The following is a 26,694-nucleotide window of genomic DNA, read 5'->3' as shown; positions in this document are numbered from 1 at the left end:
CGGAAGGGCCGAAATCGGGGGTGGCCGCCCCGCCGGAGTCGTTCACGGCGTCCGCGTTCACCCTGTCGGCGCTGAACGGGGGGTTGTCGGTACCGAACGGCGAGGTCCCGCGGCGGCGACGCTGCACCGGCTCGATCGCGGCGGGCTCGGGCGCCTGGAAGGTCACCATCGTGACCGCCCGCCCACGGCGTGGTCGTGGCTCCCGCTGCGCGGCCGGGTCGGCATCGGCGATCGCCGACGTCTGGAGTCCGCCGGTCTGCGCAACCTCGGAACCGCTAAGATCGGATCGAAACGAAACCGGCCACGACCGGTCGGAGTCGGCGGGCCGCGCAGCAGCCGACGGCACGGCCGTCGGCTGCTGCACTGTCGGTTCTGCGGTCGGCGGCACCGGCGGATCGCTTTGTCGAGTCGCACCGGCGGGTTCACCGACGGCTACCGGCTTGTCCGGCGACGACGGTACGCCCAAGGGCCCGCTCGGGGCCTCGGTATTGATCTCGGTGCTGGTCTCAGCTCTGATTCCGGTCAGGGCCTCGGGCGGGAGTCCGGCAGATCGCGCGGCAGCGCGCCGCCGTCTCGGTGCGGGACGAGTGACGGGTGTCTCATCGGAGTCTGTCGAAATGTCTTCGGGCACGGGTTATGAAGCCTCTCGGGGTCCCCGGGCGCGCTGCTCTCACAGTCGCGACCGCTCAGGAACCGCTGTCTCGGTCCGGCGGGGTACCACCGGCGAATCCTGCGACGCCCTGCATCACGCATCGATTCGACCGACCAGCCGTCCTGCGTCGTCGCGGTCCGGCATGAGCGGATCCGCCACGGTGCCATCCTCCAGCAGCCGACCTTGCCCGAGCCGAAGCAGTTCGGGTGGTACTGGCGGCCGAAGACCGGCGACCACGCATAGGGCGGTCAGCATGTCGTCGGGTCGTACGGCGGGCGTCGTGTGCCGCACAACCGTATCCAGTATCGCACACGTGTCGTTCTCCGCACGGCAAACCATCAAGACCACTGCCTGACGGACATCGAACCGCCGATGTCCGTTCTTGGTGACCCGCTCCACCTCGACCAGGTCACGGACAAGCAGCGCGTCCACGGCGGCGGCCAGCTCGGCGGGCGCGACACCGGGCAACCGCACCCGCCACCGCGACGCGTCCACCAGATCCGCCAGCGGTGTCGAGGTCGCCGGCGCGCAGGCCACGACGTCCAACCCGGCTGGCAGGGCCGCGTCCAACGCCTCCCCCAGCGCCCGCGGTTGGCAATGTTCGGCCAGGGCGAGCTCGACGTACTCGGCCTCGCTGGCAGCGCCCGTGGGGGCGGCACCCAGCCAGGAGATACGCGGATGCGGGCTGAAGCCCGCCGAGTACGCCATCGGGACGTCCGCACGTCGCAGGGCGCGCTCGAAGGTCCTCGCGATGTCGCGGTGGGACAGGAAACGCAACCGCCCCCGCTTGGCGAACCGCACCCGCACCCGTGCGACGACCGGCGGCGGGGGCGGACCTTCAGGACGCCGCGGCACCGGCCGGCCTGGTCGGTACGAGCGGCAGCAGGGTCCGGCCGGTCGGGCCGATCTGGGTCTGCGTGCCCATGGTCGGGCAGACCCCGCAGTCGTAGCAGGGGGTCCAGCGGCAGTCGTCCAGCTCGGTCTCGCGCAGCGCCTCCTGCCAGTCCGACCACAACCAGTCACGATCGAGGCCGGCGTCCAGATGGTCCCAGGGCAGCACCTCGCGTTCGTCGCGCTCACGTGTGGTGAACCAGTCGAGGGACACCCCCAACGGCCCGAGCACCTCGGCGCAGGCATTCTCCCAGCGCTCGAAGGAGAAGTGCTCACTCCATCCGTCGAACCGGCCACCGTCGCGCCATACCCGTTCGATCACCGCGCCAACCCGGCGGTCACCGCGGGCGAGCAGGCCCTCGATCATGCCCGGACGCCCGTCGTGATAACGGAAACCGATCGCCCGTCCCACCTCCCGGTCGCCGCGGATCGCGTCGCGCAACATCTGCAACCGGGCGTCGGTGACCTCGTGGGATGCCTGGGCCGCCCACTGGAACGGCGTGTGCGGCTTGGGTACGAAACCACCGATCGACACCGTGCAGCGGATGTCGCGGTGCCCGCTGGCCCGCCGGCCGGCCCTGATCACCTCGCGGGCGAGGTCCGCGATCGCGAGAACGTCCTGGTCGGTCTCGGTGGGCAGGCCGCACATGAAGTACAGCTTCACCTGCCGCCAGCCCTGGGCATAGGCGGTGCTGACCGTGCGGACCAGGTCCTCCTCGCTGACCATCTTGTTGATGATCCTGCGCAGGCGTTCGGAGCCGCCTTCCGGGGCGAAGGTCAGCCCGCTGCGGCGGCCGTTGCGGGAGAACTCGTTGGCCAGTGTGACGTTGAACGCGTCCACTCGGGTCGAGGGCAGGCTGAGCGAGGTGTGGGTGCCCTCGTACCGGTCGGCCAGACCCTTGGCTATCTCACCGATCTCGGTGTGGTCAGCACTTGACAGCGACAACAACCCGACCTCGGCAAACCCGGACGCCTCCAGGCCCCGGTCGACCATCGCACCGATGGTGTCGATGGTGCGCTCCCGGACCGGACGGGTGATCATCCCGGCCTGGCAGAAACGGCAGCCACGCGTGCATCCGCGGAATATCTCCACGCTCATCCGCTCGTGCACGGTCTCCGCCAGCGGGACCAGCGGTGCCTTCGGGTACGGCCAGGCGTCCAGGTCACTCACGGTGTGCTTGGCCGGCCGGGCCAGCACATCGGGACGGTTCGGGGTGACCGCGCGGATACGCCCGTCCGGCCGGTAGTCCACGTCGTAGAAGGACGGCACATAGGCCAATCCGCGCCGAGCCAGCTGCATGAGCAGCTCCTCGCGGCCGCCGGGGCGCGCAGCGGTCTTGACGGCGCGGACGACGTCGGTGATCTCCAGGACCGCCTGCTCGCCGTCGCCGAGGACGACCGCGTCGACGAAAGCCGCGACCGGCTCGGGGTTGAATGCGGCGTGCCCGCCCGCGATGACGATCGGATGTTCCTCGCCCCGGTCGGCGGCATGCAGCGGGATGCCCGCGAGATCCAGGGCGGTCAGCAGGTTGGTGTAACCGAGCTCGGTGGAAAAGCTCACCCCCAGCAGGTCGAAGTCACCGACCGCGCGGTGGGCGTCCACGGTGAACTGGGGGATGCCGTGCTCGCGCAGCAGATCCTCCAGGTCCGACCAGACCGAGTAGGTGCGCTCGGCCAGGACGTCCGGCTGCTCGTTGAGAATCTCGTAGAGGATCTGGACGCCCTGGTTGGGAAGGCCGACCTCGTAGGCGTCTGGGTACATCAGGCACCAACGAACTACTGCGTCCTCCCACGGCTTGACCTGGGAATTTCCTTCGCCGCCGAGATAGCGCACGGGTTTGCGGACCCGCGGCAGCAACGGTTCCAAGCGAGGGAACAGCGACTGTCCGGACATGTCCGCGAGCCTACGGCACACACGCCGGCCGGAGGCGGGCTCGCCAGGCCCAACCTCCCCCGGGTTGCTACAGGGCGTAGGGGTCCGAACGGGCCCGTAGGCGGACGTTCTGCAGCAGGCCGACCGCCAGCAGGTTCGCGAACATCGACGATCCCCCGTAGGACAGGAACGGCAGGGGCAGGCCGGTCACCGGCATGACCCCGAGGGTCATCCCGATATTGACGAACATCTGGAACGCGAACCAGCACACCACCCCGGTCGCGATCATCGTCCCGAAGGCGTCACCGGAGTCGAACGCGATCGACAGCGCCCGCCACAGCACCACGCCGAGCAGTACCAGGACCCCACCGGCACCCAGAAAACCCAGTTCCTCCCCGGCGACCGTGAACACGAAGTCGGTCTGCTGCTCGGGCACGAACTGGCCCTGGGTCTGCATCCCGTTGAACAGGCCCCGGCCGATGAGACCACCGTTGGCGATCGCCGTCATGGCCTGGTCGACGTTGTACCCGGTTGACGAGGTGTTCTGGTTGTCCCGGACGAACTCGGTGAGGCGCGCTTCCTGATACGGCTTGAGCAGGTGGAACTGCAGGATGGCCCCGCCGAACAGGATCCCGCACAGGATGAGCCCGATCACCCATCGGCTCGGGGCACCGCTGACCGCGAGCATCCCGAGAATGACGAACACGAAGACCATGACGGTACCGAAGTCCGGCTGCATCATGATGAGTGCCATCGGCACGGCCGCCAGCGCGAGCACCAGGACGACGTCCTGGTGGCCGGGATTGAGCTGGATACCGGTGTCGCGGTCGTCGTGTTTCTCCCCGAGGATCATCGCCACCCCGAGGATGAGGGCCACCTTGGCGAACTCCGAGGGCTGCAGCTGGAAACCGGCCGGCAGAACGATCCAGGAGTGCGCACCGTTTATCGTCGCGCCCATGAGCAGGACGGCGATCAGACCGAACAACGATCCCAGGTACACGAACGGGGCGTATGCCCGCAGAATTCGATAGTCCACAATGGTTGCCACACCCGCGAGCGCCAGCCCGATGACCAGGTTGAGCAGATGACGCTTGAGGAATATCTGCGGGTCGCCACCGCTTTCGATCTCGCGCTGCCGCGTGGCGGACCACACCAGCAACGCCCCGACCATCGACAACGTGATCACGGAGATCTGCAGCGGCCAGTCCAGCCGGCGCAGCGGGGAGTGTCGACCCGACGCCCGGTCACGCAGCTGGCCTATCCTGCCACGCGAAGGAACCGGGGACGAACGCAGTGCCGTCGGGCTCGTCATGAACACTCCATCCATGATCACCGATAGAAGAGCGCCTGGCCTGAGGAACCCTTGAGCTTCACCAGGGACCCCGGGCTTCAGGGGGACGAGGTGGCCCGCGGGCAGACCCGTCCCCCTCGCCTATGAAGGCCCCACGGCCCAGAGCCCCGCGAACGAGAACCCCCCGAACGAGGGCCGGCTCGGCGACCGCGTACACAATCCCCAGGCCCGACGTACCCGGGACCGCAGCCGTCGCGACAGCGCCGGTGGGCCGATCCGCGAACGACACCCCGGACGGGCTGGCTGCCGGTGCCTGTGCGGCCGGTGCGGGTGCGGCACCCGTCGAGAACGTCCCGTCCTGCTCGACCCGGGGCAGTTCCGGCGGCGGTCTGCCGCCGGGCAGCGCCGCGGGGTGTCCGATGCCGTAGATACTCTGGTAGATGGCCTTGGCGGCCGGAGCCGCGTACTCGGCGCCGGTTCCGGAATCCGGAATGGTCACGACGACGACGAACTGCGGGTCGTTCGCGGGCGCGAACGAGGCGAACCAGGATGTGTCCCCGGCCCCCTCCACCTCCGCGGTACCGGTCTTGCCCGCGACTGGGATGGTGTCGTTCGGCCAGTCCGCGAACACTCCGGTCGCGGTCCCACCGCCTTCGCTGGTCACTCCGTGCAGGGCGTCGCGGATGTAGGCGAGCGTCTCGGGCGTGGCCGGAATCCTGCCGGCGACCTTGGGTTCGACGGTCCGCACGACGTGGCCGTCCGGGGACATCACCGCCTTGGCCAGGGTGGGCTGGTACAGCGTCCCACCATTGGCGATGGCGGCATAGGATGCCGCGAGCTGCAGCGGGCTGACCGACAGGTACTGGCCCTGCCCGATCGCGAACTGGACCGCCGCGCCTCCGTTGTACAGGTAGCCGTCGATGCACGCCTCCGCGGCGTACCGGCGGAACCGTTCCGCCTTGGCCGGGTCGGTGACCTCCGGGTAGCCGTCGTGGGCCCGGCGGCAGTAGGAGTCCTTCAGCTCCGTCCAGATCGCCTTCGCGCCGGCCCGGTCGACGACCGACCCGGCTGTCTCCCCCGGCAGGTCGATGCCCGTGCGGCTGCCGAATCCCATGGTGCGGGCCATCTTCATGAAGTACTCGTGGGGCTCCTGGTACGGTCCGCGACCGTTGCGCAATCCACCGTCGGCAAGCCATGCCTCGTAGGCGAACCGGTCGAAGATGACGTCACAGGAGATGACCAGGGCCTGGTGGAGGGTGATCGGCCCGGCGGACGATCCCTCGAAGTTGTGGAAGGTCTGGCCACCGACCTGCAGTGTGGGCCCGCAGTCGTAGTCGTCGGTGGTCGACGCGCCGAGGTTGGTCAGCGCGGTCAGGGTCGACACCGGCTTGAACGTCGACCCGGGCGCGCCCGAACCCTGGTAGGCCCGCGACAGCAGCGGAATCCCGTTGGCCGGGTCGGACAACGCCTTGTAGTCGGCTTCGGAAACGCCCCCGACGAACACCGACGGGTCATAGGAGGGCAGGCTCGCCATGGCGATCACATGGCCCGTCCTGGCGTCGAGCACGACACCGGAGGCGGTACGCGCCCGCCCGCCGCCGAGGGAGTCCAGTGTTTTCTGCAGAGTCTGCTCGACCGCCTGCTGGACCCCGAGGTCGAGCGAAAGCACGAGGTTGTCGCCGCTGCGCGGCGCGGTGGACGACGCAGTGCCCGCGACCCGCCCGAACCGGTCGACCTCGAGTCTCTGCACACCGTCGGCGCCCCGCAGGTCCGCGTCATAGGTGTCCTCCAGCCCGGAGATACCAACCAGGCTGTTCTGGTGGTATCCGTTCCTGGCGCCGTCGGAGTCGAGCTGCTTCTGGGTGACGGGGCTGAGATATCCCAGTTCGTGCGCGGCGAGGGAGCCGTACGGGTATTCGCGCACGGCCTGCAGGTCGGCCGAGACTCCGGGAAACCGGTCGGGATGTTCGATGACGGCCAGCGCCTGCTGCGCGGAAACGTCCTTGGCCACCGGAACCGGCTGGTAGGGCGAGCCGTTCCAGCACGGGGGCTTCACCGTGGCGGAGCAGAACTGGATGCGCCCCTTGATGTCGGCGACGGGCATCCCGATCACGTTCGACAACCGCTCCAGCACGGCCTGCCCGGAGTCCTTCTGCCGATCGGTCACCGACCGGTTGACCGATATGACCAAAGAGGTCCGGTTGCGGACGAGAGCTCGCCCCTGGTCGTCCACGATCAGGCCGCGGGTCGCGGGGGTGACGACCTCACGGACCCGGTTGGTCTCCGCGAGGTGACGGTAGTGGTCGCCGTTAAGTATCTGCAGGGTCCACAGTCGGGCGCCGAGAGTCACCAGCAGGGAGACCGCGAGGACACGCAGGACGACCAGCCGCACCCGGGTACGGTCGTCCAGCGACTCCTCGACAAAGCTCGGCCGTCTCACGGTCGCCGCCCGATCACGAACGGTCCCCGCGTGGGCGCCGCATCCCGGCCGTGACGAGCGGGAAGACGACCGGGGTCAGCACAAGCGCGTAGAGGGCCGCGCCGACCGCGCGCAGGAGCGTCTGGGTACCGGTCAGGCTCGGATGACCGATGATGCCGGCCATCGCGGCATGACCGGCCGTCCCCAGCGCCGAGGCGGCGGCGACGACAACCAGAGGCAGGTACGCCGTCCGGTCGGTCTCGTCGCCGGCGAGCCCCACCCCGTACCCGACCAGGGAGAAGACCATCGCGGTCTGGCCGAGGACGTGCGTGGAGAGCAGGTCCGCGAGCAGCCCGACGGTGAAGCCGACAACCGCGCCGACAACAGGTCCCTGACTCAGCGCCACGAAGGAAAGCACGATCAGGACGATGTCGGGGCTGCCCAGCGGCAGGTCGAGCGCGGCGATGACGGACAGTTGCAGCACGGTCAGGACGACCATCACGGCGACGGTGACCACGACGGTCCTGCCCCGAACCTCGGAGGCACGCATGCCCATGTTCCGCATGACCCCGCCTCAGCCGGTGGACGTCCTCGCCGCGGGGGCGAGTGTCGGTGTCGGGGAGATCCGCACGGGCGCGCTGGGCACGAATGACGGTGACGGCGACGCGGTGGCTGACGGCTGCTGCGACGGCGGCGCGGTAGCCGCCGGTGCCGGTGTCGGCGGCGGCGCGGTGGCCTGCGGCGGCACCGGGCGCGGCGCCAGCACCCGGTCACCCGGATCGGTCGCGGGTGTGCCGACGACGACACCGACCAGGTCCAGCGAACCCAGGGCGGCGAAGGTGGTGACCTCGGCCGAGCGCGAGAGGCCCCCATCGGAGTCCAGAACCTTGGTGACGACCCCGATCGGTACCCCACCGGCATAGTCGACACTGCCGAACGTGACCAGTCGATCACCTGTCTTCACCTGGAGTGTGGCGTCGTAGAGGGTGAACGTCAGGGCGTCCGGACCGCCTCGGCCCGCCACCGCACCGAGCAGCCTGGTGTTCTCCAGTCGCGCGCCGATATGGCTCGCCGGGCTGGAGGCCAGCTGGACCACGGCGGTGTGGGCGGTCGCGGTCAGGACCGTGCCGACGAGCCCGTCACTGTTGAGTACCAGCTTGTCCGGGGTGACCCCGTCTGCGCTACCAGCATTGATCGTGACGCTCCAGTCGGTCCCGGTGATGTCACCGATCGCGACGACCCTGGCCGGGATGATCGTGTACTGTCCCCGGTCAGCGAGCAGCCGCAGGCTGGACAGTGCCGCGGCCTGCCGCCGCGCCTCGTCATCCTCGGCCAGGCGCCGCTTGAGCTCGGCGTTCTCCGCGGCGAGGGCATCGGCGCGCTTCTGGTAGCGGTTGGGATGGGCCAGCGACGACAGGGTACGCCCGATCGGTCGGGTGACCGTGGTGACCGCTGTCTCGACCCCGCCGAAGACGTCGCGTAGCGCGCCGCGCAGGCCCGACGAGCTGTCACTCGAGCGGTAGTCAACGGTGATCAGAGTGAAGACCACGACAAGCAGCACGAGGATGATCACGCGGGAACGCCGGGTGTCACGTCCCACCACCGGCCTCCGTACCTGAGAACCTCCGTACCTGCGGACAGTCAGCGACGGGGCTCGGAGATGAGTACCTGTTGCAACGCCTCGAACTCCTCGACGCACTTGCCGGACCCCATGGCGACCGAGTGCAGCGGGTTGTCGGCTATGTGGATCGGCATGCCGGTCTCGTGGCGCAGACGTTCGTCCAGGCCGCGCAGGAGCGCTCCCCCGCCGGTCAGCACGATCCCGCGGTCCATGATGTCACCGGACAGCTCCGGCGGACACTTGTCAAGGGTGACCTTGACTGCGTCGATGACCGCGTTCACCGGCTCCTCGATTGCCTTGCGGATCTCCTCGGCGGTGACGACGATGGTCTTGGGCAGGCCCGAGACCAGGTCCCGGCCGCGAATCTCAGCACTCGGCTCGTCCGACATCTTGTGCGCGGAACCGATTGCCATTTTGATCTCTTCCGCGGTCCGCTCACCGAGCATGAGCGAGTACTCCTTCTTGACGTAGGAGATGATCGCCGTATCCAGCTCGTCCCCCGCGGTCCGGATGGACTGACTGGTCACGATCCCGCCGAGAGAGATCACCGCCACCTCGGTGGTGCCGCCACCGATGTCGACCACCATGTTGCCGGTGGGTTCGTGCACGGGCAGCCCGGCTCCGATGGCTGCGGCCATCGGCTCCTCGATGATGTAGACCTTGCGCGCGCCGGCCTGGTAGCCGGCGTCCTTCACCGCCCGCTGCTCGACTCCGGTGATGCCGGACGGGACGCACACGACCAGGCGCGGCTTGGCGAAGTGCCGCCGCCGATGGACCTTCTGGATGAAGTAGCGCAGCATACGCTCGGTGGTGTCGAAATCCGCGATGACACCGTCCTTGAGCGGACGGATCGCGACCACGTTGCCGGGAGTACGGCCGATCATCCGCTTCGCCTCGGTCCCGACCGCGAGGATCCCCGTCGTGGTGGTGTTTATCGCGACCACGCTGGGTTCATTCAACACGATTCCGCGACCACGGACGTAGACGAGGGTGTTGGCGGTGCCAAGGTCCACGGCCATGTCACGGCCTAGGAACGACAACGAACTGGACATCGTCGGATGCCGGCCTTCCCGGGTATGCGGTCTGGGTGCGCACGCAGGGCGTGTTGGGTGTACAGGGCAGGCGGTGTCCGTAACGACGTGTCCACTGCTTGTTCGACGGGCCCCATCCAGTAGTCCAGTAGTTCGGCAATCCAGTAGAGACGCTGTTGCAGATACCAGCTGTTGCAGATACCAAAGAGCGTAAACCGGGCCCCTCGAGCCTGCCGCGGGTGTGAGGGATACGTGGCGTGTAACAGTTCACGCACCACGCCGGGTCACCAGGCCTGCCAACCCCAACCCGTACGACCAGTTCTAACACTCGGAGTAGCAAGGATGCTACCTGAGACAACCCACTGAAGGCAGCCGGAGTGACAGCATTCCGTAACCCAGACGAACGAGGAACCCACCCGCCGGACGCACCGCGGGTGCACCGACCGATGAGCGGCACGCCACCGGTCGGTGCACCCGGGTCCGTTCGAGCGAGGGTCAGCTCAGCCCGGGGAAGAACAGGTCGATCTCGCGCTTGGCGGACTCGGGCGAGTCGGAACCGTGGACGAGGTTCTGCCCGATCTCCAGGGCGTAGTCACCACGCAGTGATCCCGGAGCTGCCTTGACCGGGTCGGTGGCGCCGATCAGGCCGCGCACGGCCTCGACCGCCCGCGGCCCCTGAACCACCAGCGCGACCAACGGGCCGGAAACGATGAAGTCGACCAGTTCGCCGAAGAACGGCTTGGCGGCGTGCTCGCCGTAGTGGGTCTCGGCAACCGACCGTTGCAGGGTGCGTAGCTCGAGCGCGACCAGGGTCAGACCCTTGCGTTCCAGCCGGCCGACGACCTCGCCGACGAGGCCACGGCTGACGCCATCGGGCTTGACCAGAACGAGGGTACGTTCGACGGACACGGAACTCCTTCTTCTGCTTACTCGCACGGACAGCCGCGGTATTCCGCGGCTGTTGTAGACCTTGCAGCGTGTGGACCTTGCAGCCTCGGCGGTGCGACAGACCATGATCTACAGCCACGGATCCACAGTCACGCCACGTCCGGTTCACTGGCAACCTACCGGTCAGCGACGCAGCAGGTGCCGGGCCTCCCCCACCGTCACCAACGACCCGGTCACCAGGACCCCGGCACCGCCGAGGTCGGCGTCCTGCTCGGCCAGCCGGACGCCGACGTCGAGCGCGTCGTCGAGGCGGGCGGCGACCTCCACCCGGTCGGGGCCGAAGATGTCCACCGCGACTGCCGCGAGGTCGTCGACGGGCATCGCCCGCGGTGATCCGCTCTGGGTGACGACGACGGCGTGCAACACCGATTCGAGGGTGGCCAGGATGCCGGCGGCGTCCTTGTCGGCAAGTATCCCCACGACACCGACGAGACAGTCGAAGCCGAACGCCTCGTCCACGGCCTCGACGAGCGCCTGCGCGCCCGCGAGGTTGTGTGCGCCGTCCAGCAGCACCGTGGGCGAGCGCCGGACCACCTCGATGCGCCCCGGGGAGTCGGCCTGGGCGAAGCCCGCCTGCACCGCATCGATGTCGAGCAGCTCCCGGCCGCCGCCGAGGAAGCTCTCGACAGCCACCAGCGCGCATGCGGCGTTGTGGGCCTGGTGCTGTCCGTGCAGGGGCAGGAACAGGTTCTCGTAGACCCCGCCGAGCCCACGGACAGTCACCATCTGCCCGCCAATCGCGACGGTACGGCCGAGAACCCCGAACTCCAGCCCTTCCCGCGCCACCGTCGCCCCCACCTCGGCGCACCGGCGTAGGAGCACCTCGGCTGCCGGCAACGGCTGCTGGGCGAGCACGGCGAGCGCGCCCGGATGGATGATTCCGGCCTTCTCCACTGCCACCGCCTCGGGGGTGTCCCCGAGCTCCGGGTGATCGATGGAGATCGGGGTCACGACCGCCACCGCGGCGTCCAGGACATTGGTCGCATCCCAGGCCCCGCCCATCCCGACCTCGACGATGGCGACGTCGACCGGCGCGTCCGCGAACGCCGAGAACGCCATCGCGGTTAGCAGTTCGAAGAACGTGACCTTCTCCGGATGCCGGCCGTCGACAAGCTCGGCGCACGCGATGACGTCGTCGTAGGCCCGGGTGAAGACGTCCGCCGGGGCGGGCCGGCCGTCCAGGCTGATGCGCTCGGTGACGCTCTCCAGGTGCGGGGAGGTGTAACGGCCAGGTCTGATCCCGAATGCGCGCAGCAGCGAGTCCGCCATGCGGGCGGTGGAGGTCTTGCCGTTGGTCCCGGTCAGATGGATCGACGGGTAGGCCCGCTGCGGCCGGCCCAACAGATCGACCAGGTCGCGCATCCGTTCCAGATCCGGGAGCATCCGGTGCGGGAAACGTCCGGCCAGGGCCTTCTCGACCCGGGCGAGACCGGCATCGTCGTCTGCCACCACGTCAGGCCGACTTCTCCTGGCGAGGGGTTCGCTTGGACGCGGCAACGTCACGGTCACGCGGGACCAGCGTCGGGTTGACGTGTTCCAGAACGACCTCACGCGTCACCACGGCCCGGGCGACGTCCTTGCGGCTCGGGATGTCGTACATGACCGACAACAGGACCTCTTCCATGATCGCACGCAGCCCCCGCGCGCCGGTTCCGCGCAGAATCGCCTGATCCGCGATCGCGTCGAGGGCGTCCGCGGTGAAGTCGAGGTCGACGCTGTCCAGCTCGAACAGTTTCTTGTACTGCCGGACCAGCGCGTTCTTCGGCTCGGTGAGAATGCGGATCAGCGCCTCCCGGTCGAGGTTCGACACACTGGTGATCACCGGTAGACGACCTATGAACTCGGGAATCATCCCGTACTTGAGCAGATCCTCCGGCATGACATCGGTGAAGACACTCGCGGCGTCCGGATCGTCCTTTCCATGCAGGACCGCCCGGAATCCCAGCGATTTCTTGCCTATACGCGAGTCAATGATACGGTCAAGTCCGGCAAAAGCTCCACCCACGATGAACAGGACATTTGTGGTGTCGATCTGGATGAACTCCTGGTGCGGGTGTTTGCGACCGCCCTGGGGCGGCACGCTCGCGGTCGTCCCCTCCAGTATTTTCAGCAGCGCCTGCTGAACACCCTCGCCGGAAACATCCCGAGTGATGCTCGGATTCTCCGACTTACGCGCGATCTTGTCGACCTCATCAATGTAGATGATGCCGGTTTCAGCTTTCTTGACATCGTAGTCGGCAGCCTGGATAAGTTTGAGCAGGATGTTCTCGACGTCCTCGCCCACGTAGCCGGCCTCGGTGAGCGCCGTTGCGTCGGCGATCGCGAACGGGACGTTGAGCATCCGAGCGAGGGTCTGCGCCAGCAGTGTCTTGCCGCACCCGGTAGGCCCCAGCAGAAGAATATTACTTTTCGCAAGCTCTACATCACTCTTGGCGTCGCCGCCAGCCCCACCGGCCTGGACCCGCTTGTAGTGGTTGTAGACGGCAACCGACAGGGTCTTCTTGGCCTGCTCCTGACCAACGACATAGCTGTCCAGGAACTCATAGATCTCGCGCGGCTTCGGCAGCTCGTCCCACTTGAGATCGGAAGATTCCGACAGCTCTTCCTCAATGATCTCGTTGCAGAGATCGATGCACTCGTCACAGATGTAGACGCCCGGTCCGGCGATGAGCTTCTTCACCTGTTTCTGGGACTTGCCGCAGAACGAGCACTTGAGCAGGTCGCCGCCGTCACCTATGCGTGCCACCGAGGACTCAGTCCCTTCGTCCAGACGATGGTGTCGCCTGCAGGTCAGGGGCGGCCTGGCCGCCCAGTCGTCGCCTGTCTGTTACTATCCTGCCCGCGTTACCGACTGTTGCGCATGCCGGCGACTTCGGGCTGATGGCCGTCACATCCTCGTGTGGGGACGGTACCTCTTACAGACGCCCCGTGAGAGCTCTATCGCGCGGCTCGCGTGGATCAGCCTATGGTCCGCCTGCCGCGTCCCGGCACGTCCACGCCGTACGGATTGAATCTGTGGACGCCGCGGGACGCGGCACCCATCCCACCGGCCGGTCACCCATCTGACTACCCACTGCTCGATACCCACCTGGCACCGCGGGGAAGCAGCCCCGAACACCCCCGCGGACAACACGATCATGCGCCTTCCGCGCCCTGGACCCCTCACCGGACCGGCAAAGCCGGTCCGGTGAGTCCGGAAGAGCCGGATCCCTTGGGTGCTGCAGGCCAAAGGTGGGTGCTGCAGGCCAAAGGCGGCGCGATCATGCTTTTGCCACGCTCCGCCGGTCGCTAACGAGCGACTGACGAAGCGGCCGTCAGCCGGGAGGACTTACGCGTCGAGATGACCTCGTCGATCAGCCCGTACTCCTTGGCCTCGGCCGCGCTGAATATCTTGTCGCGCTCGATGTCCCGGCGGATCTCCTCCTCGGTGTGGCCGGTGTGCCGGGCAAGCATCCGCTCCAGCAACGAGCGCATCCGCAGGATCTCCCGCGCCTGGATCTCGATGTCGCTGGACTGGCCCTCACCCTGCCCGGACGGCTGGTGCACCAGGATGCGGCTGTTCTCCAGCCCGAAGCGCTTGCCGGGGGTGCCGGCGGTGAGCAGCACCGCCGCGGCCGAGGCCGCCTGCCCCATGCAGATCGTCTGGATGTCGGGCCGGACGAACTGCATCGTGTCGTAGATGGCTGTCAACGAGGTGAAGGACCCGCCCGGCGAATTGATGTAGATCGAAATATCGCGATCGGGATCCTCGGACTCCAGGAACAGAAGCTGCGCCATCACGTCGTTGGCGGACGTGTCGTCGATCGGCACACCCAGGAAGATGATGCGCTCACGCAGGAGCTTCTCGTACGGATCGAGAGCGATCTCGCCGCGGCTGGTCTTTTCGATGACCCGCGGAAGGACGTATCGGCTGACGGGCTGGCGGCTGTTCCCGCCCTGACCGGTGATCGGCTGGTTCATGTCTGAGTGCCTCCGCGACGGCTTGTGATGATCGGTGGCCGATGTCGACGGTGCGGGCCAAGCGTCCCGCGCGCTCTTCGGGCCAGTCCGGTGGATAGCGGTCGATTCGCACGATTGAAGATCCACCAGACCGGCCCCAGCTCGACTGGCTAGCTGACCGAGCTCTCGCTGGGAACCTGGCGGGCCTGCGAGACGACATGGTCGACGAACCCATAGTCCCTGGCCTCCTCGGCCGTGAACCAACGATCGCGGTCGGAGTCCCGCTCGATCTGCTCGATGGGCTGGCCGGTGTGGAACGCGATCCGCTCCTGCATCGTCCGCTTGGTGTAGAGCATCTGCTCGGCCTGGATCGCGATGTCGGAGGCGGTACCGCCGATACCACCGGAGGGCTGGTGCATCATGATCTTTGTGTGCGGAAGCGAGTAGCGCTTGCCCGCCGCGCCTGCGCACAGGAGGAACTGGCCCATCGATGCGGCGAGACCGAGAGCCACCGTCGCAACGTCGTTTTCGACGTACTGCATGGTGTCGTAGATCGCCATGCCGGCACTGACCGAACCACCGGGAGAATTGATGTACAGGAAGATGTCCCGATTCGGATCCTCGGCGTTGAGCAGCAGCAGCTGGGCACAGATCGTGTTGGCGATCTGGTCCTCGACCACCGAACCCAGGAAAATGATCCGTTCGCGCAGCAGACGGTTGAAGACCTGCTCGTCGAAACCGACCCCACCCTGCCCCGGCGAGCGCAGCTGCGGGACGGCCAAACTCGGGGCTGCGATATCACTCACGGTTAGCTCCTTGGCTTCCTCGCACTGGCGGCGGTTGATCTGACCGGCTCGACACTATCTGTGACCCGCGGCGGTTCCGGGAGTTCATGCTCGATGTTCGCGCTAGGCGTGAGGACGAGCCAGTCCGAAATCATCTTAATTCGGACATTCAGGTGTAATACGAATACCGGTCAGGTGGATGTCGGGTGGATGAGGACCCGGGCAGCAGCCCGGAAGATCCTCATCCACCCGGCGACGGTGAGTGCCAGGATGGTCAGGCGTTGGGCGCGGGACTGACCGAAACGTCGCCGGCCACCGCGTCGCTGCCGTCGGTGTCAGTGGCGGTGTCGCTCGCGGCGGCACCGCGGGCGTCGCTGCCGCCGGCATCGGCGGATGCCGCCACCGCACCCTCTTCGACCCCCTCGGCCTCATCATCAGCCTCGGCATCATCGGCCTCGGCCGCCGCTTCCGGCCGGCGAGGCAGTGCCAGCTCCACCGCGTTACCCTCGGCGTCGACGACCTTCACCTGCTCCAGCAGGAAGTTGAGGGCCTTGCCACGCAGGGTGTCCGCCATGATCGAGGCGAGCCCCTCGCCCTGGGAGATCTGCTGGGCAAAGACCTCCGGACTCAGGCCCGCGCGCTGCGCCCGGCCGATCACCTGCTCCATCAGCTCGCCCTGTTCGACACCGATCTGCTCGGCGTTGATCACGGTATCCAGGATGAACTGGGACCGCAACGCCTTTGCGGCCAGCTGCCGCAACTCGTCGCGGTATTCCTGCTCGGTCTGGCCGAGCGACTCCAGATAGGAGTCACGGTCGAGGCCCAGCCGCTCGAGCTCGCGGAAGAGACGGTGCTCACGGGCCTCGACCTCGCTGTCGAGGACCGATTCCGGTACCGGCACGTCGATCCACTCGATCAGGCTGTCGAGGATGCGCTCCCGTGCCTGATTGAACTGGTTGAGCCTGGCGCCCCGGTCAAGGCGCTCACGGACGTCCTCGAGCAGCTCCTCCAGCGAGTCGAATTCGCTGGCGGTTGTCGCGAAGTCGTCGTCCAGCTCAGGAAGCTCACGCTCCTTGACGCCACGGATGGTTACCGTGACCTCGGTTGAGCTCCCGGCGTACTCACCGGCGAGCAGCTCGGTCTGGAACGTCCGGCTCTCGCCCTCGGACGCGCCGGTCACCGCCTCGTCAAGACCGTCGACGAGATCACCGCTCCCGACCTCGTACGACATGCCGGTGGCGTCGGCACCCTCGACGGCCTCACCGTCGACGGTCGCGGACAGGTCGAGCGAGATGAAATCACCGGCCTGTACCGGACGCTCCACGGGCTTGAGGACGGCGAACCGCTCCCGCAGCGTCGTCAGCTGGGACTGGAGCTGCTCCTCGGTGACCTCGGTCGCATCGACGGTGACCTCGAGACCGTCGTAGTCGGGCAGGGCGATGTCCGGCCGGACGTCCACCTCAGCGGTGAACACCAGCGGGGCACCGTCGGAGAACGAGCTGATGCCCACCTCGGGAGGCGACAGGACGTCGACCTCCTCCTGGCGCACGGCGTCGGTGTAGAACCGGGGCAGGGCGCTGTTGATGGCCTCCTCGAGGATCGTCCCCCGTCCGAGACGCTGGTCGAGGATGCGCGGAGGTACCTTGCCCGGCCGGAAGCCGGAAACCCGGACGTCCCGCGCGAGTTTGCGGTAGGCGGCGTCGACAGACGACTTGAGCTCGTCGAAGGGCACCTCGACGGTCAGCTTGACCCGGGTGGGGCTAAGGGTTTCCTTAGTGGCCTTCACGGCGCGGCTAACTCCTGATGCGGCGGTGGATCGGATGGACGCGCCGAGATTACCGGTCGGGGCGGGGAGACTCGAACTCCCGATCTCCTGCACCCAAAGCAGGCGCGCTAGCCACTACGCTACGCCCCGTGGCGTTGCTCCTCCATCCTACGGGGTAGAGTCTCTACGATGCCTCGCGGGTGTAGCTCAATGGCAGAGCCCCAGCCTTCCAAGCTGGCCATGCCGGTTCGATCCCGGTCACCCGCTCCACAGCAGCGGTAGCGTTCATGTCCGTGAGCGCTACCCTCGTCGCCAAAGGCCTGGCCGCCGGATACGGCGGACGGCAGCTGTTCAGCCAGCTGGATCTCGTCCTCGGCCCGGCTGAGGTCATCGGGCTGGTCGGCGCGAACGGTGCGGGCAAGTCCACGTTGCTCCGCCTGCTGGCGGGCCTGGCCGCTCCTGCGCACGGCACGGTGCGGCTACGCCCGCCGACGGCGTCGGTGGGCTACCTCGCGCAGGAACCCGACCGGCGTCCCGGTGAGACGGTGCACGGTTTCCTCGCCCGGCGCACCGGCGTTGCGCAGGCCCAGCGCCGGCTCGACGACACCTCCGACGCGCTGTCCCGGCAGGAACCCGGCTCGGACGACGGCTACACGGAGGCGCTGGAACACTGGCTGGCCCTGGGTGCCGCCGACTTCGACGAGCGCGCGGCGGCGGTGGCAGCGGACATCGGGCTCGCGATCGACCTGGACGCCCGGATGACCGCGCTGTCGGGCGGCCAGGCGGCCCGAGCGGGGCTCGCCGCCCTGCTGCTGAGCAGGTTCGACGTCTTCCTGCTCGACGAGCCCACCAACGACCTCGATCTGGACGGCCTGGCCCGCCTGGAGGAGTTCGTCAGCGGTTTGCGGGCGGGTGTGGTGGTGGTCAGTCATGACCGGGAGTTTCTCGCCCGCACCGTCACCGGCGTCTGCGAACTGGACCTCGCTCAACAACAGGTCGGCTTCTTCGGGGGTGGCTACCAGGCATACCTCGATGAGCGCGCGGTGGCCCGCAGGCACACCCGCGAAGCCTACGAGGAGTACGCGCAGCGCCGTGACGCGCTGAGCGACCGGGCCCGGACCCAACGGTCCTGGATGGACAAGGGGGTGCGCAACGCCCGGCGCAAGTCCAGCGACAACGACAAGATCGGCCGTAACCTGCGCGCCGAGACGTCCGAGAAGCAGGCCGCCAAGACCCGGCAGACCGAACGCCTGATCGAACGCCTTGAGGTCGTCGCCGAACCCCGCAAGGAGTGGGAGCTGCGGATGCACATCGCCGCGGCACCGCGATCCGGTGCCGTGGCGGCGGCGCTGACCGCCGCGGTGGTCCGCCGCGGCGAATTCACCTTGGGGCCGGTCACCGCACAGATCGACTGGGGCGACCGGGTGACCATCACCGGACCGAACGGATCCGGCAAGTCCACGCTGCTCGCCACGATGCTCGGCCGGATCCCGCCCGAGCACGGCCAGGCCGCACTCGGGCCGGGGGTGCTGGTCGGCGAGATCGACCAGGCTCGCGAGCTGTTCGCGGTCGACGGCTCGGTTCTCGACGTCCTCGCCCGACTGCTGCCCGACATGGTCACCGCCGACCTGCGGACCCTGCTGGCCAAGTTCGGCCTGCGCGCGGACCACATGAGGCGAGCCGCCGCCACCCTGTCGCCAGGTGAACGCACCCGGGCTGCTCTCGCCCTGCTGCAGGCCCGCGGGGTCAACCTGCTGGTCCTGGACGAGCCGACGAACCACCTCGACCTGCCCGCGATCGAACAGCTGGAAGAAGCTCTCGCCGGTTACCCCGGGACGCTGGTCCTGGTGACCCACGACCGTCGGATGCTGAGCGCGGTTCACACCACCCGCCGCTGGCAGGTCGAGGCCGGCCAGGTCACCGAGACGAGCTGACCGGCCGGGCGAGCCAAGCTGACCAGCCGGGCGAGCCGACCGGAAAGCCGCTGAACAACGGCGTCCGAGCAGCGAACGGGGCGGGACCACGCCCACGACCCGGCGGTCCCGTGGTCCGTCCCGCAGCCGGCGATCGGGCGGAGGAGTTTGCCGGACACAGTTCGTCAGGCACGATCGGACCTATCATGACGCTCGCCGACCAGCTGCCCGCGCACCCCGATCCCGACAGCATCTTCGACGCGTTCACCGCGTGGACGCAGGGACAGGGTCTGACCCTCTACCCCGCCCAGTCCGAGGCGCTCATCGAGGTGGTGTCCGGATCCAACGTCATCGTGGCCACCCCAACCGGGTCCGGCAAGAGCCTCGTGGCCACCGGCGCCCACTTCGCCGCGATGGCCCACGGCCGGCGCAGCTTCTACACCGCGCCCATCAAGGCGCTGGTGTCGGAGAAGTTCTTCGCCCTGTGCGCCACGTTCGGCCCGGGGAGTGTGGGGATGATGACCGGGGACGCCGGCGTCAACGAGACCGCCCCCGTCATCTGCTGCACCGCCGAGATCCTGGCCAACATCGCCCTGCGGGACGCAGCGGCCGCCCAGGTGGGGCAGGTCGTGATGGACGAGTTCCACTTCTACGCCGATCCCGACCGCGGCTGGGCGTGGCAGGTGCCGCTGCTCGAGCTCGCGGACACGCAGTTCGTCCTCATGTCGGCCACCCTCGGTGACGTCCGCCGCTTCGAGGAGGATCTGACTCGCCGGACCGGCCGGCCGACCGCCGTCGTCCGGTCCGCGCAACGCCCGGTACCGCTGTTCCACCGCTACGTGACCACTGCGCTGCACGAGACGCTGGAAGAGCTGCTGAGCACCCACCAGGCACCGGTCTACGTCGTCCACTTCACCCAGGCGTCGGCGCTGGAACGCGCCCAGTCGCTGATGAGCATCAACGTGTGCAGCCGTGCGGAGAAGGACGCCATCGCCAAGACGATCGGCGGATTCCGGTTCACCGCCGGGTTCGGCCGGACCCTGTCCCGCCTGGTTCGGCACGGCATCGGCGTCCACCACGCCGGCATGCTCCCGAAGTACCGCAGGCTGGTGGAGCTGCTCGCCCAGGAAGGACTCCTGAAGATCATTTGTGGCACCGACACCCTCGGCGTCGGGATCAACGTGCCGATCCGTACGGTCGTGTTCACCGCCCTGTCCAAGTACGACGGAACGCGGACGCGCCACCTCGGCGCCCGGGAGTTCCACCAGATCGCCGGGCGTGCCGGCCGCGCCGGCTACGACACCGTCGGCACGGTCGTCGTGCAGGCGCCCGAGCACGTCGTGGAGAACGAGCGTGCTCTGGCCAAAGCCGGGGACGACCCCAGGAAGCGGCGGAAGATCGTCCGCAAGAAGCCCCCGGAAGGGTTCGTCTCCTGGGGCACGGCAACCTTCGAACGGCTCGTGGCCGCCGAGCCCGAACCCCTGACGTCGAGCTTCGCCGTCAGCCACTCCATGCTCCTCAACGTGATCAACCGGCCGGGTGACGCCTTCGCCGGCATGTGCCGTCTGCTCACCGACAACCACGAGACCCGGCCCGCCCAGCGCCGGCACATCCGCCGGGCCATCGCCATCTACCGGGCGCTGCTCGCCGCCGGAGTCGTGGAAAAACTTGCCGTGCCGGACGCGGCCGGCCGCACCGTCCGCCTCACGGTCGACCTGCAGCTCGGCTTCGCCCTCAACCAGCCGCTGTCCCCCTTCGCCCTGGCCGCTCTGGAGCTGCTCGACCGCGACTCACCCGGCTACGCGCTGGACGTCCTGTCGATCCTTGAGGCCACCCTGGACAACCCTCGTCAGGTCCTGTCCGCCCAGCAGTTCAAGGCCCGTGGCGAGGCCGTCGCCCAGATGAAGGCGGACGGCGTCGAGTACGAACAGCGCCTCGAACTGCTGGAGACGGTCACCTATCCCAAACCGCTGGACGAACTCCTCGGCGCCGCGTTCGCGATATATCGGCGCGGCCACCCGTGGGTCGCCGACCACGAACTCGCGCCCAAGTCGGTGGTGCGGGACATGTACGAGCGGGCCATGACCTTCGTCGAGTACATCGGGTTCTACGGCCTGGCCCGCTCCGAGGGGCTGCTGCTGCGCTACCTGGCCGACGCCTACAAGGCCCTGCGGCAGACCGTCCCCGAGGAGGCCAGGACCGAGGAGCTGACCGATCTCACCGAGTGGCTGGGGGAACTGGTCCGCCAGGTCGACTCCAGCCTGCTGGACGAGTGGGAGCAGCTGCGCAACCCGACACCGGATGGCCCGCCCGTTCGAATCGACTCCCAGCCCCCGGCGGTGACCGCCAACGTCCGCGCGTTCCGGGTGCTCGTCCGCAACGCGCTGTTCCGGCGGGTGGAACTGGCGGCGCTGCGGCACTATGACGATCTCGGCGCGCTCGACGCCGACGCAGGCTGGGACGCCGACCGGTGGGAGCAGGCCCTGCGGCTGTACTTCGACCTCCACGACGAGATCGGCACCGGCCCCGACGCCCGCGGCCCCGGATTTCTGATCATCGACACCGAGCCGGGGCGCTGGACGCTGCGGCAGATATTCGCCGATCCGGCCGGCGACCACGACTGGGGCATCAGCGCCGAGGTCGACCTCGCCGCCTCCGACGAGGCCGGCAGCGCCGTCCTGCGCGTCACCGCCGTCGACCAGCTCTGAGCGACCCGAGGACCTGAGCCTACGGAAAGTCCCCCGAGAGTTATTCAGAACTCCCCGATCAAGATCTGTAGCGACGCTCCGACCTGTGACGATGCATGATCTAGATCACCTGAGCTAGAGGTTCTGAATAAGCTTCCTGGATTGGGAAGGGCAGGGCAGCGGTCCACGTGGCTTGGCGCGGCCATACTGTGGGTGTTCCCGTTGTTTGCTCCGCCCGTCGCCGAGCGCGTGCAGCAGGAGTTCGAACATGATCCGTCAGCACGGTCGGGGGAACTTGCACAGCTGTTCATGCGTATCGCGCTTCTCAGGATGCTCCACAACTTCGTTGACCATCCCGATCTGGTATTGATCCTCGCGCCGAACACGGCCAGGCGGGGTAGGCATCCGGGCACAGTGGCGCAGACGTCCGGCCCCGCGCCACCCGCGGGCAGTGGGAGGGGTGGTGGGTGAAGGGAGAGTGAGCAGCGCTTCCTTACCCGAGTCTGCCTGCTTGTCCGGGTATGCCCGCCGCAGAGTCACGCAGCATGGCCCGGACGCGCATGAGCGCGAAGCCGAGCAGATTGCGTCCGGGCCATGCCGAAGGCCGGTGGGCACGGCTGTCGTCGGCGGCCAGGCCGATCCCCCACACCCGGTCCAACGGGCTCGCCTCGACGAGTACACGATCCCCCGTGCCGAGCAGGTAGTTGCGCAGCGACGGATGCTGAGTGAACTTCGCCGCGTTACCTTGGACCACAATGTCGAAGCAGTGTTCGTTCCACACTGTCTCGTCGAAGCCGCGTACCTGCCGTCCGTATTTTTTCGCGGCGGCGGGATCCGAGGTGGCAAGAACTCCTCGCGCGGCAACAAGGTCACCGAATAACCGGGCCTTGCGTTCCATCATGAAGTGCTCGGCCGTCGGGTAGCGCAGCCCGTCCACGGTGAAGGCGGACGGCCACCACTGGCTCAGACATCCCGTACCGACACCGCGGGCACCACCGCGCGGTGACCGGTGACCCCAGAAGAACAGAAGATCCAGTTCTTGCCCGGCCTGCTCCAGCAGGACCAGGTCCTCGACTTGGGACGCGCTCGCCGATGTGGTCACGGCCTGATGGTCGCACGAGCAGCCTGACCTTCAACAGCGTTCGCCCCAGCAAAGCGACCTGATCCTCGCCGCCACCGGTATCCCGCACGAAGGCGGCGGAACCAGTCAGTTGTGACGCCGGGCTGAGCGGCCGGCGCGTTGTTCCCTTCCCCGATCGTCACCAGGATGCGGCCGCGCCTGCCCGTGACGGCGCCGGGGACGACGTTCGGGTGTGGGGACGGCACGACGTCCGGCGGGATCGTCGGCTGATCGTTGTGGTGCCGATCGCTGTGGTGGCGGCTGTCGTGATACAGGTTCCTGTGGTGCCAAAGGGAGAAAAAGGGCCACTATTTGCAAATCACATGAAAGCTGCATCTGCAAGACCTTCGCCAGAAAGACCCGGCCGGCAGGACCCCTGGAGCCGTCTGAGACAAGGACCGCCCGGGCCGTCCTGAACACCCGGTTCGCACCACTGTGTCCCCGGTTCTGTTCCCGGTCGCACCCTCGTCAGTCGGACTCTTGCGATCGACCGGTCACCGTGAGCACTTGTTGTCGATCCAATCGGCGAGCTGCCCCCGGAGCGCAAGCTCTCCGGGGCTCTGCGACACACGGCCGGCAAGCTGACGGGCGTTCTCGTCCGGTGCAAGGTCGCGGATCGTCAGGGCGACCAGCCGGGCCGCGTCCGCGCTCGAACGGACGTCCGCCGACCGGGCGTCGATCTGCGAGCAGAGTGCATCGGTGCCGGCCTGTCTGGTCTCCTCGGACACCGCGCCACAACCGACCAGGCCGATGACCACCGCGGTGGTGACGGCCGGGCCGACCAGCCGGACACGCCGGGCACGGTTGCGAGCCATGGTTGGCATGGTCCGGTCTCCCTCCGGGCATTCGGCGAGCCGCCGACACCTGATGACGCTATCGCCCACAAGGCACCATCCCAGCCGGTCACACCGATCGGCAACAGTCGGTTTGCGGACACCGCTGTCGTCGGCAGCAGCGCCGGCAGACTAACGTCGGATGGTGTGCGGGTGGCAACCTGGAACATCAACTCAGCGAAGGCGCGGCAGGCCCGCTTGATCGAATGGCTGGACCGGGTCCAGCCGGACGTCGTGTGCCTGCAGGAGACCAAACTGTCCGACGAGGCCTTCCTCGAGCTTTTCGACGAGGACCTCTTCCGGCGCGGTTACCGCGTCGCCCACCACGGCGACGGACGCTGGAACGGCGTAGCGATCTTCTCACGGGCCGGCCTCGACGACGTCGAGCCCGGTCTCGTGGACGGCCCGGGATTCCCCGAGCCCGAACCGCGGGCGCTCGCCGCAACCTGCGGCGGCATCCGGATCTGGTCGCTGTACGTGCCGAACGGACGCGCGATCGACGATCCGCACTACGCCTACAAGCTCAGCTGGCTCGCCGCGCTCCACGCATCCGTCGAAAAGGCCCTCACGACCGCTCCGGTGATCGCTTGCGGCGACTTCAACATCGCCGCGACCGACGCCGACGTCTGGGACCCGTCCGCCTTCGTCGGTGCCACGCACGTCACCGACGCCGAGCGGCGGGCACTGCGGGAGCTGACCGACCTCGGCCTGGTCGACGTCATGCGCAAGCGCTGGCCGGACGACCAGGTGTTCACCTACTGGGACTATCGGGCGCTGATGTTCCCGAAGAACATGGGCATGCGCATCGATCTCCTCCTCGCCAGCGGGAACCTGGTCGACCGGGTACGCGCGGTGTGGGTCGACCGGCAGGCCCGCAAGGGGACGGGCACCTCTGACCACGCGCCCGTGGTCGTCGACCTCGACGAGGCACCGGATGGCGACATCGGTCCGATGGTCCCGCCGCCATCCGCGCCGCGGGCGGCCGCCGCCCGCGGCCGCACAACAGGAAAACCGGGGAGGACGGCAGCGAAGCCGGACGCGGCGGCCAGCCGCACCGGAACCGGAACCGATGCCGGCACCGATGCCGCGGACGCAGATACCCAGAACACGGGAGAGCAGGTACAGCAGATACGCAGACGGACTGACCGGCCGAGGTAGGGCAGGCCCCGGTGGTGCCGTGGACCGATCCGGCACCACCGGGCGACGCGTGGCCGCCGTGGTCAGCGGCCCGGCATCCCCTCGGCCTCGACCGCCTGCACCGGCTCGGACGGCCGGCTGTCCGACGTCTCGGACGACTCGGCATCCGCCAGGGCCGAGAAGGTGCCCGGGATAACCGGGATGCGTGTCCCGTAGGCAGACGCGAGCGCACCCGCGAGCCGGACCGACAGCACGCCCTTGTCGTAGGTCGCGGAGATCTGGTCGGCGCCTACCCCCTCTGGCAGGGTGAACTCACGGTGGAAGGCCCCGTACCGGCGTTCCCGCACGACGACGCGACCGTTGTCGTTCTCGCGGCTGTCCGCGCGCTCCCCGCGGATGACGAGCCGGCCACGCTCCAGCTCGACCGCGACGTCCTTGTCGATGTCGGCACCGGGAAGCTCGAGGTGGACGACAACATCATTGCCGTCGATAACCACATCGGCTACTGGGGCGAAACCAACGCGGGGCATCCGCGGCCGGTCGGAGGCATCCCAGCTACGCTGGACGATCTCGTGGAACTCCCGGTCCAGACGCCCGAACGCGGCGAACGGCTCCCACAGGTAGGTGCTCATGGCTACTCCTTCCAGGTTCGACCCCTGCCCCGGCCAACCACTAACCGACGACTAACATCACCGGCTTGGGATCGTCTCAGAATTGTTGAGTCTAACAGACTCAGACTTATGAACGGTTAGCGAAGCAGTCTGGTTCCCGACGTCACAGCGAACCCGTCGGACCGCTGATCCACACACTGGGCGCCCGGAGCCGGCACCAGACCTGCACTGGACGGCATGCGAGGGTCTGCCCTCAACGGCACGCCTGCCCAGGGGAGGTCATAATCCGGATGCCACCCGATCAGGCGTCCCGCGCGACCATCGACCATGCCCCGAGAAGCAGCACGATTGCCGCATAGACGCCGAGCATCGCGATACTTCCCCCGGCGGACAGGCTCATAGCCGGAGGATTCACGGTGACGACCGAGACCGCCATCATCGCGGGCAGGTAGGGCAGGATGTTTTCCTGCAGGCCCCCGGGCAGGAACTGAACGGCGATCTGCAGCACCACCATGACGCCGAACAGGACGCCCAGAGCTCCCGCGGTATGGCGGATCGCGGCCGCGAGCCCCAGCCCGATCAGCCCGATCAGCGTGAGATAGGCGGTGGCACCGAGGATGATCCTGAACATTTCCGGATCACCGAGCGAGGCCTGCTGGCCGGTCGAATGCAGCAGTCGCTGACCGAGCACAAAGGCGATAAAGCAGGCGACGAACGAGCCGGCCATCACCACACCCGCGAAGACCACGGCCTTCGCCGCAAGCACGACCAGCCGGTTCGGGACGGCCGCGAAGGTCGTCCGGATCATCCCGCTGCCGTACTCCGAGCTGATCACGAGAACGCCGAGAGCGCCCAGTGCGATCTGGGCCATGAAGATTCCACTGAGGCTGAGCGCGGCTGGTTCCCCGCCGACGTCCCCGCCCTGGTTGGCGGTTGCTCCGCACACGACCGCGGCCAGGCCGATGGTGATGGCGAAGGCCGCGAACAGTGTCCAGTACGTGGACCTGACGGTCCACAGCTTCGTCCACTCGGAGCGCAGGGCGTTACCGAAGGTGTCGGCAGCCGGATGACCGGCGGGTGCGGCGGCGGCCACGGCAGGCAACGGGGCCGATGCTGTCGAAGGCCGGGGCGGGGCGGCGTTACCGGCCCGGCTGCCGACCGGGTCCGGGGGCAGGTCC

Annotated in this window: 20 protein-coding genes and 2 tRNA genes; 4 read left to right on the top strand and 18 right to left on the bottom strand. The window is 68.0% G+C overall.

The annotated features are described in order from the left end of the window. Positions 1–745: 745 nt before the first annotated feature. The 14 genes from CV1CTNOD_RS07335 to CV1CTNOD_RS07270 form a co-directional block, all read right to left on the bottom strand. Positions 746–1,507, bottom strand: a complete 762-nt coding sequence (locus CV1CTNOD_RS07335; RefSeq protein ID WP_131785397.1) for a TIGR03936 family radical SAM-associated protein — start codon at positions 1,505–1,507, stop codon at positions 746–748. Next, the gene (locus CV1CTNOD_RS07330; protein WP_131785396.1) at positions 1,491–3,437 is read right to left on the bottom strand and encodes a TIGR03960 family B12-binding radical SAM protein; all 1,947 of its coding nucleotides are present in this window, start codon (positions 3,435–3,437) and stop codon (positions 1,491–1,493) included. Before CV1CTNOD_RS07330 ends, CV1CTNOD_RS07335 begins: the two co-directional genes overlap by 17 nt. A 67-nt stretch (positions 3,438–3,504) precedes the next feature. Beyond that, positions 3,505–4,728: a rod shape-determining protein RodA gene (rodA, locus tag CV1CTNOD_RS07325; RefSeq protein ID WP_131785395.1), complete on the bottom strand. Its 1,224-nt coding sequence runs from the start codon at positions 4,726–4,728 to the stop codon at positions 3,505–3,507. 58 nt (positions 4,729–4,786) lie between these two features. After that, complete coding sequence (mrdA, locus tag CV1CTNOD_RS07320) at positions 4,787–7,117, bottom strand: penicillin-binding protein 2 (protein ID WP_131785417.1); 2,331 nt, start codon at positions 7,115–7,117, stop codon at positions 4,787–4,789. Positions 7,118–7,160: 43 nt separating this feature from the next. After that, positions 7,161–7,676, bottom strand: a complete 516-nt coding sequence (gene mreD, locus CV1CTNOD_RS07315; RefSeq protein WP_242606447.1) for a rod shape-determining protein MreD — start codon at positions 7,674–7,676, stop codon at positions 7,161–7,163. Between the two features lie 24 nt (positions 7,677–7,700). Beyond that, on the bottom strand, positions 7,701–8,726 hold the full coding sequence (gene mreC / locus CV1CTNOD_RS07310; RefSeq protein WP_131785393.1) for a rod shape-determining protein MreC: 1,026 nt from the start codon (positions 8,724–8,726) through the stop codon (positions 7,701–7,703). A 41-nt stretch (positions 8,727–8,767) separates the two neighbouring features. After that, a complete protein-coding gene (locus CV1CTNOD_RS07305; protein WP_013872948.1) occupies positions 8,768–9,799 on the bottom strand; it encodes a rod shape-determining protein in 1,032 nt (343 codons plus the stop codon). 474 nt (positions 9,800–10,273) lie between these two features. Continuing rightward, positions 10,274–10,687 (bottom strand): nucleoside-diphosphate kinase, encoded by a 414-nt coding sequence (gene ndk / locus CV1CTNOD_RS07300; protein WP_131765991.1) that lies wholly within the window; start codon positions 10,685–10,687, stop codon positions 10,274–10,276. A gap of 162 nt (positions 10,688–10,849) precedes the next feature. Continuing rightward, entirely contained in the window at positions 10,850–12,178 is a 1,329-nt protein-coding gene (locus CV1CTNOD_RS07295) for a bifunctional folylpolyglutamate synthase/dihydrofolate synthase (protein ID WP_165485363.1), read from the bottom strand. 1 nt (position 12,179) lies between these two features. Further along, the gene (gene clpX, locus CV1CTNOD_RS07290) at positions 12,180–13,472 is read right to left on the bottom strand and encodes an ATP-dependent Clp protease ATP-binding subunit ClpX (protein WP_131785392.1); all 1,293 of its coding nucleotides are present in this window, start codon (positions 13,470–13,472) and stop codon (positions 12,180–12,182) included. Between the two features lie 542 nt (positions 13,473–14,014). Further along, positions 14,015–14,686, bottom strand: coding sequence for an ATP-dependent Clp protease proteolytic subunit (locus CV1CTNOD_RS07285; RefSeq protein ID WP_131785391.1), 672 nt, complete (start codon positions 14,684–14,686; stop codon positions 14,015–14,017). Between the two features lie 149 nt (positions 14,687–14,835). Beyond that, a complete protein-coding gene (locus CV1CTNOD_RS07280; RefSeq protein WP_131765988.1) occupies positions 14,836–15,471 on the bottom strand; it encodes an ATP-dependent Clp protease proteolytic subunit in 636 nt (211 codons plus the stop codon). Positions 15,472–15,724: 253 nt separating this feature from the next. Next, positions 15,725–17,236, bottom strand: a complete 1,512-nt coding sequence (gene tig, locus CV1CTNOD_RS07275; protein ID WP_131785390.1) for a trigger factor — start codon at positions 17,234–17,236, stop codon at positions 15,725–15,727. Positions 17,237–17,292: 56 nt separating this feature from the next. Further along, positions 17,293–17,365: transfer RNA gene (locus CV1CTNOD_RS07270), tRNA-Pro, on the bottom strand. Positions 17,366–17,411: 46 nt separating this feature from the next. Here CV1CTNOD_RS07270 and CV1CTNOD_RS07265 point away from each other — a divergent pair. The 3 genes from CV1CTNOD_RS07265 (at position 17,412) to CV1CTNOD_RS07255 (ending at position 21,836) form a co-directional block, all read left to right on the top strand. Further along, positions 17,412–17,485 (top strand) — tRNA-Gly (locus tag CV1CTNOD_RS07265). A gap of 23 nt (positions 17,486–17,508) precedes the next feature. Further along, a complete protein-coding gene (locus CV1CTNOD_RS07260) occupies positions 17,509–19,149 on the top strand; it encodes an ABC-F family ATP-binding cassette domain-containing protein (protein ID WP_131785389.1) in 1,641 nt (546 codons plus the stop codon). Positions 19,150–19,334: 185 nt separating this feature from the next. Further along, positions 19,335–21,836: a DEAD/DEAH box helicase gene (locus CV1CTNOD_RS07255; RefSeq protein WP_131785388.1), complete on the top strand. Its 2,502-nt coding sequence runs from the start codon at positions 19,335–19,337 to the stop codon at positions 21,834–21,836. Positions 21,837–22,308: 472 nt separating this feature from the next. On the opposite strand, the gene CV1CTNOD_RS07250 is transcribed toward CV1CTNOD_RS07255, so the two are convergent. Both CV1CTNOD_RS07250 and CV1CTNOD_RS07245 read right to left on the bottom strand, forming a co-directional pair. Beyond that, the gene (locus CV1CTNOD_RS07250) at positions 22,309–22,917 is read right to left on the bottom strand and encodes an NADAR family protein (RefSeq protein ID WP_131785387.1); all 609 of its coding nucleotides are present in this window, start codon (positions 22,915–22,917) and stop codon (positions 22,309–22,311) included. Positions 22,918–23,429: 512 nt separating this feature from the next. Next, positions 23,430–23,759 carry a hypothetical protein gene (locus CV1CTNOD_RS07245; RefSeq protein ID WP_131785386.1) on the bottom strand — a complete coding sequence of 110 codons (330 nt, stop codon included), beginning with the start codon at positions 23,757–23,759 and terminating at the stop codon, positions 23,430–23,432. A 156-nt stretch (positions 23,760–23,915) separates the two neighbouring features. Between CV1CTNOD_RS07245 and CV1CTNOD_RS07240 the strand changes: the two genes are divergently transcribed. Next, positions 23,916–24,926 carry an exodeoxyribonuclease III gene (locus tag CV1CTNOD_RS07240; protein ID WP_131785385.1) on the top strand — a complete coding sequence of 337 codons (1,011 nt, stop codon included), beginning with the start codon at positions 23,916–23,918 and terminating at the stop codon, positions 24,924–24,926. Between the two features lie 62 nt (positions 24,927–24,988). Here CV1CTNOD_RS07240 and CV1CTNOD_RS07235 read toward each other — a convergent pair whose 3' ends face one another. Together CV1CTNOD_RS07235 and CV1CTNOD_RS24525 are read right to left on the bottom strand one after the other, a co-directional pair. Then, entirely contained in the window at positions 24,989–25,537 is a 549-nt protein-coding gene (locus tag CV1CTNOD_RS07235) for an Hsp20/alpha crystallin family protein (RefSeq protein WP_131785384.1), read from the bottom strand. A 280-nt stretch (positions 25,538–25,817) separates the two neighbouring features. After that, the coding region (locus CV1CTNOD_RS24525) for an ABC transporter permease (RefSeq protein WP_165485362.1) at positions 25,818–26,694 on the bottom strand (877 nt) is incomplete at its 5' end.

This window comes from Protofrankia symbiont of Coriaria ruscifolia (assembly GCF_900634745.1).
GTDB classification, from domain to species: Bacteria; Actinomycetota; Actinomycetes; order Frankiales; family Frankiaceae; genus Protofrankia; species Protofrankia californiensis.
This window is presented reverse-complemented; position numbering and strand designations above follow the sequence as displayed.

Excerpts from the sequence above, each read along its gene's own strand:
- CV1CTNOD_RS07330 (WP_131785396.1), bottom strand. The coding sequence starts at position 3,437 with ATGTCCGGACAGTCGCTGTTCCCTCGCTTGGAACCGTTGCTGCCGCGG.
- rodA (WP_131785395.1), bottom strand. The coding sequence starts at position 4,728 with ATGACGAGCCCGACGGCACTGCGTTCGTCCCCGGTTCCTTCGCGTGGC.
- mreD (WP_242606447.1), bottom strand. The coding sequence starts at position 7,676 with ATGCGTGCCTCCGAGGTTCGGGGCAGGACCGTCGTGGTCACCGTCGCC.
- CV1CTNOD_RS07305 (WP_013872948.1), bottom strand. The coding sequence starts at position 9,799 with ATGTCCAGTTCGTTGTCGTTCCTAGGCCGTGACATGGCCGTGGACCTT.
- CV1CTNOD_RS07285 (WP_131785391.1), bottom strand. The coding sequence starts at position 14,686 with ATGAACCAGCCGATCACCGGTCAGGGCGGGAACAGCCGCCAGCCCGTC.
- CV1CTNOD_RS07255 (WP_131785388.1), top strand. The coding sequence starts at position 19,335 with ATGACGCTCGCCGACCAGCTGCCCGCGCACCCCGATCCCGACAGCATC.
- CV1CTNOD_RS07245 (WP_131785386.1), bottom strand. The coding sequence starts at position 23,759 with ATGCCAACCATGGCTCGCAACCGTGCCCGGCGTGTCCGGCTGGTCGGC.
- CV1CTNOD_RS07235 (WP_131785384.1), bottom strand. The coding sequence starts at position 25,537 with ATGAGCACCTACCTGTGGGAGCCGTTCGCCGCGTTCGGGCGTCTGGAC.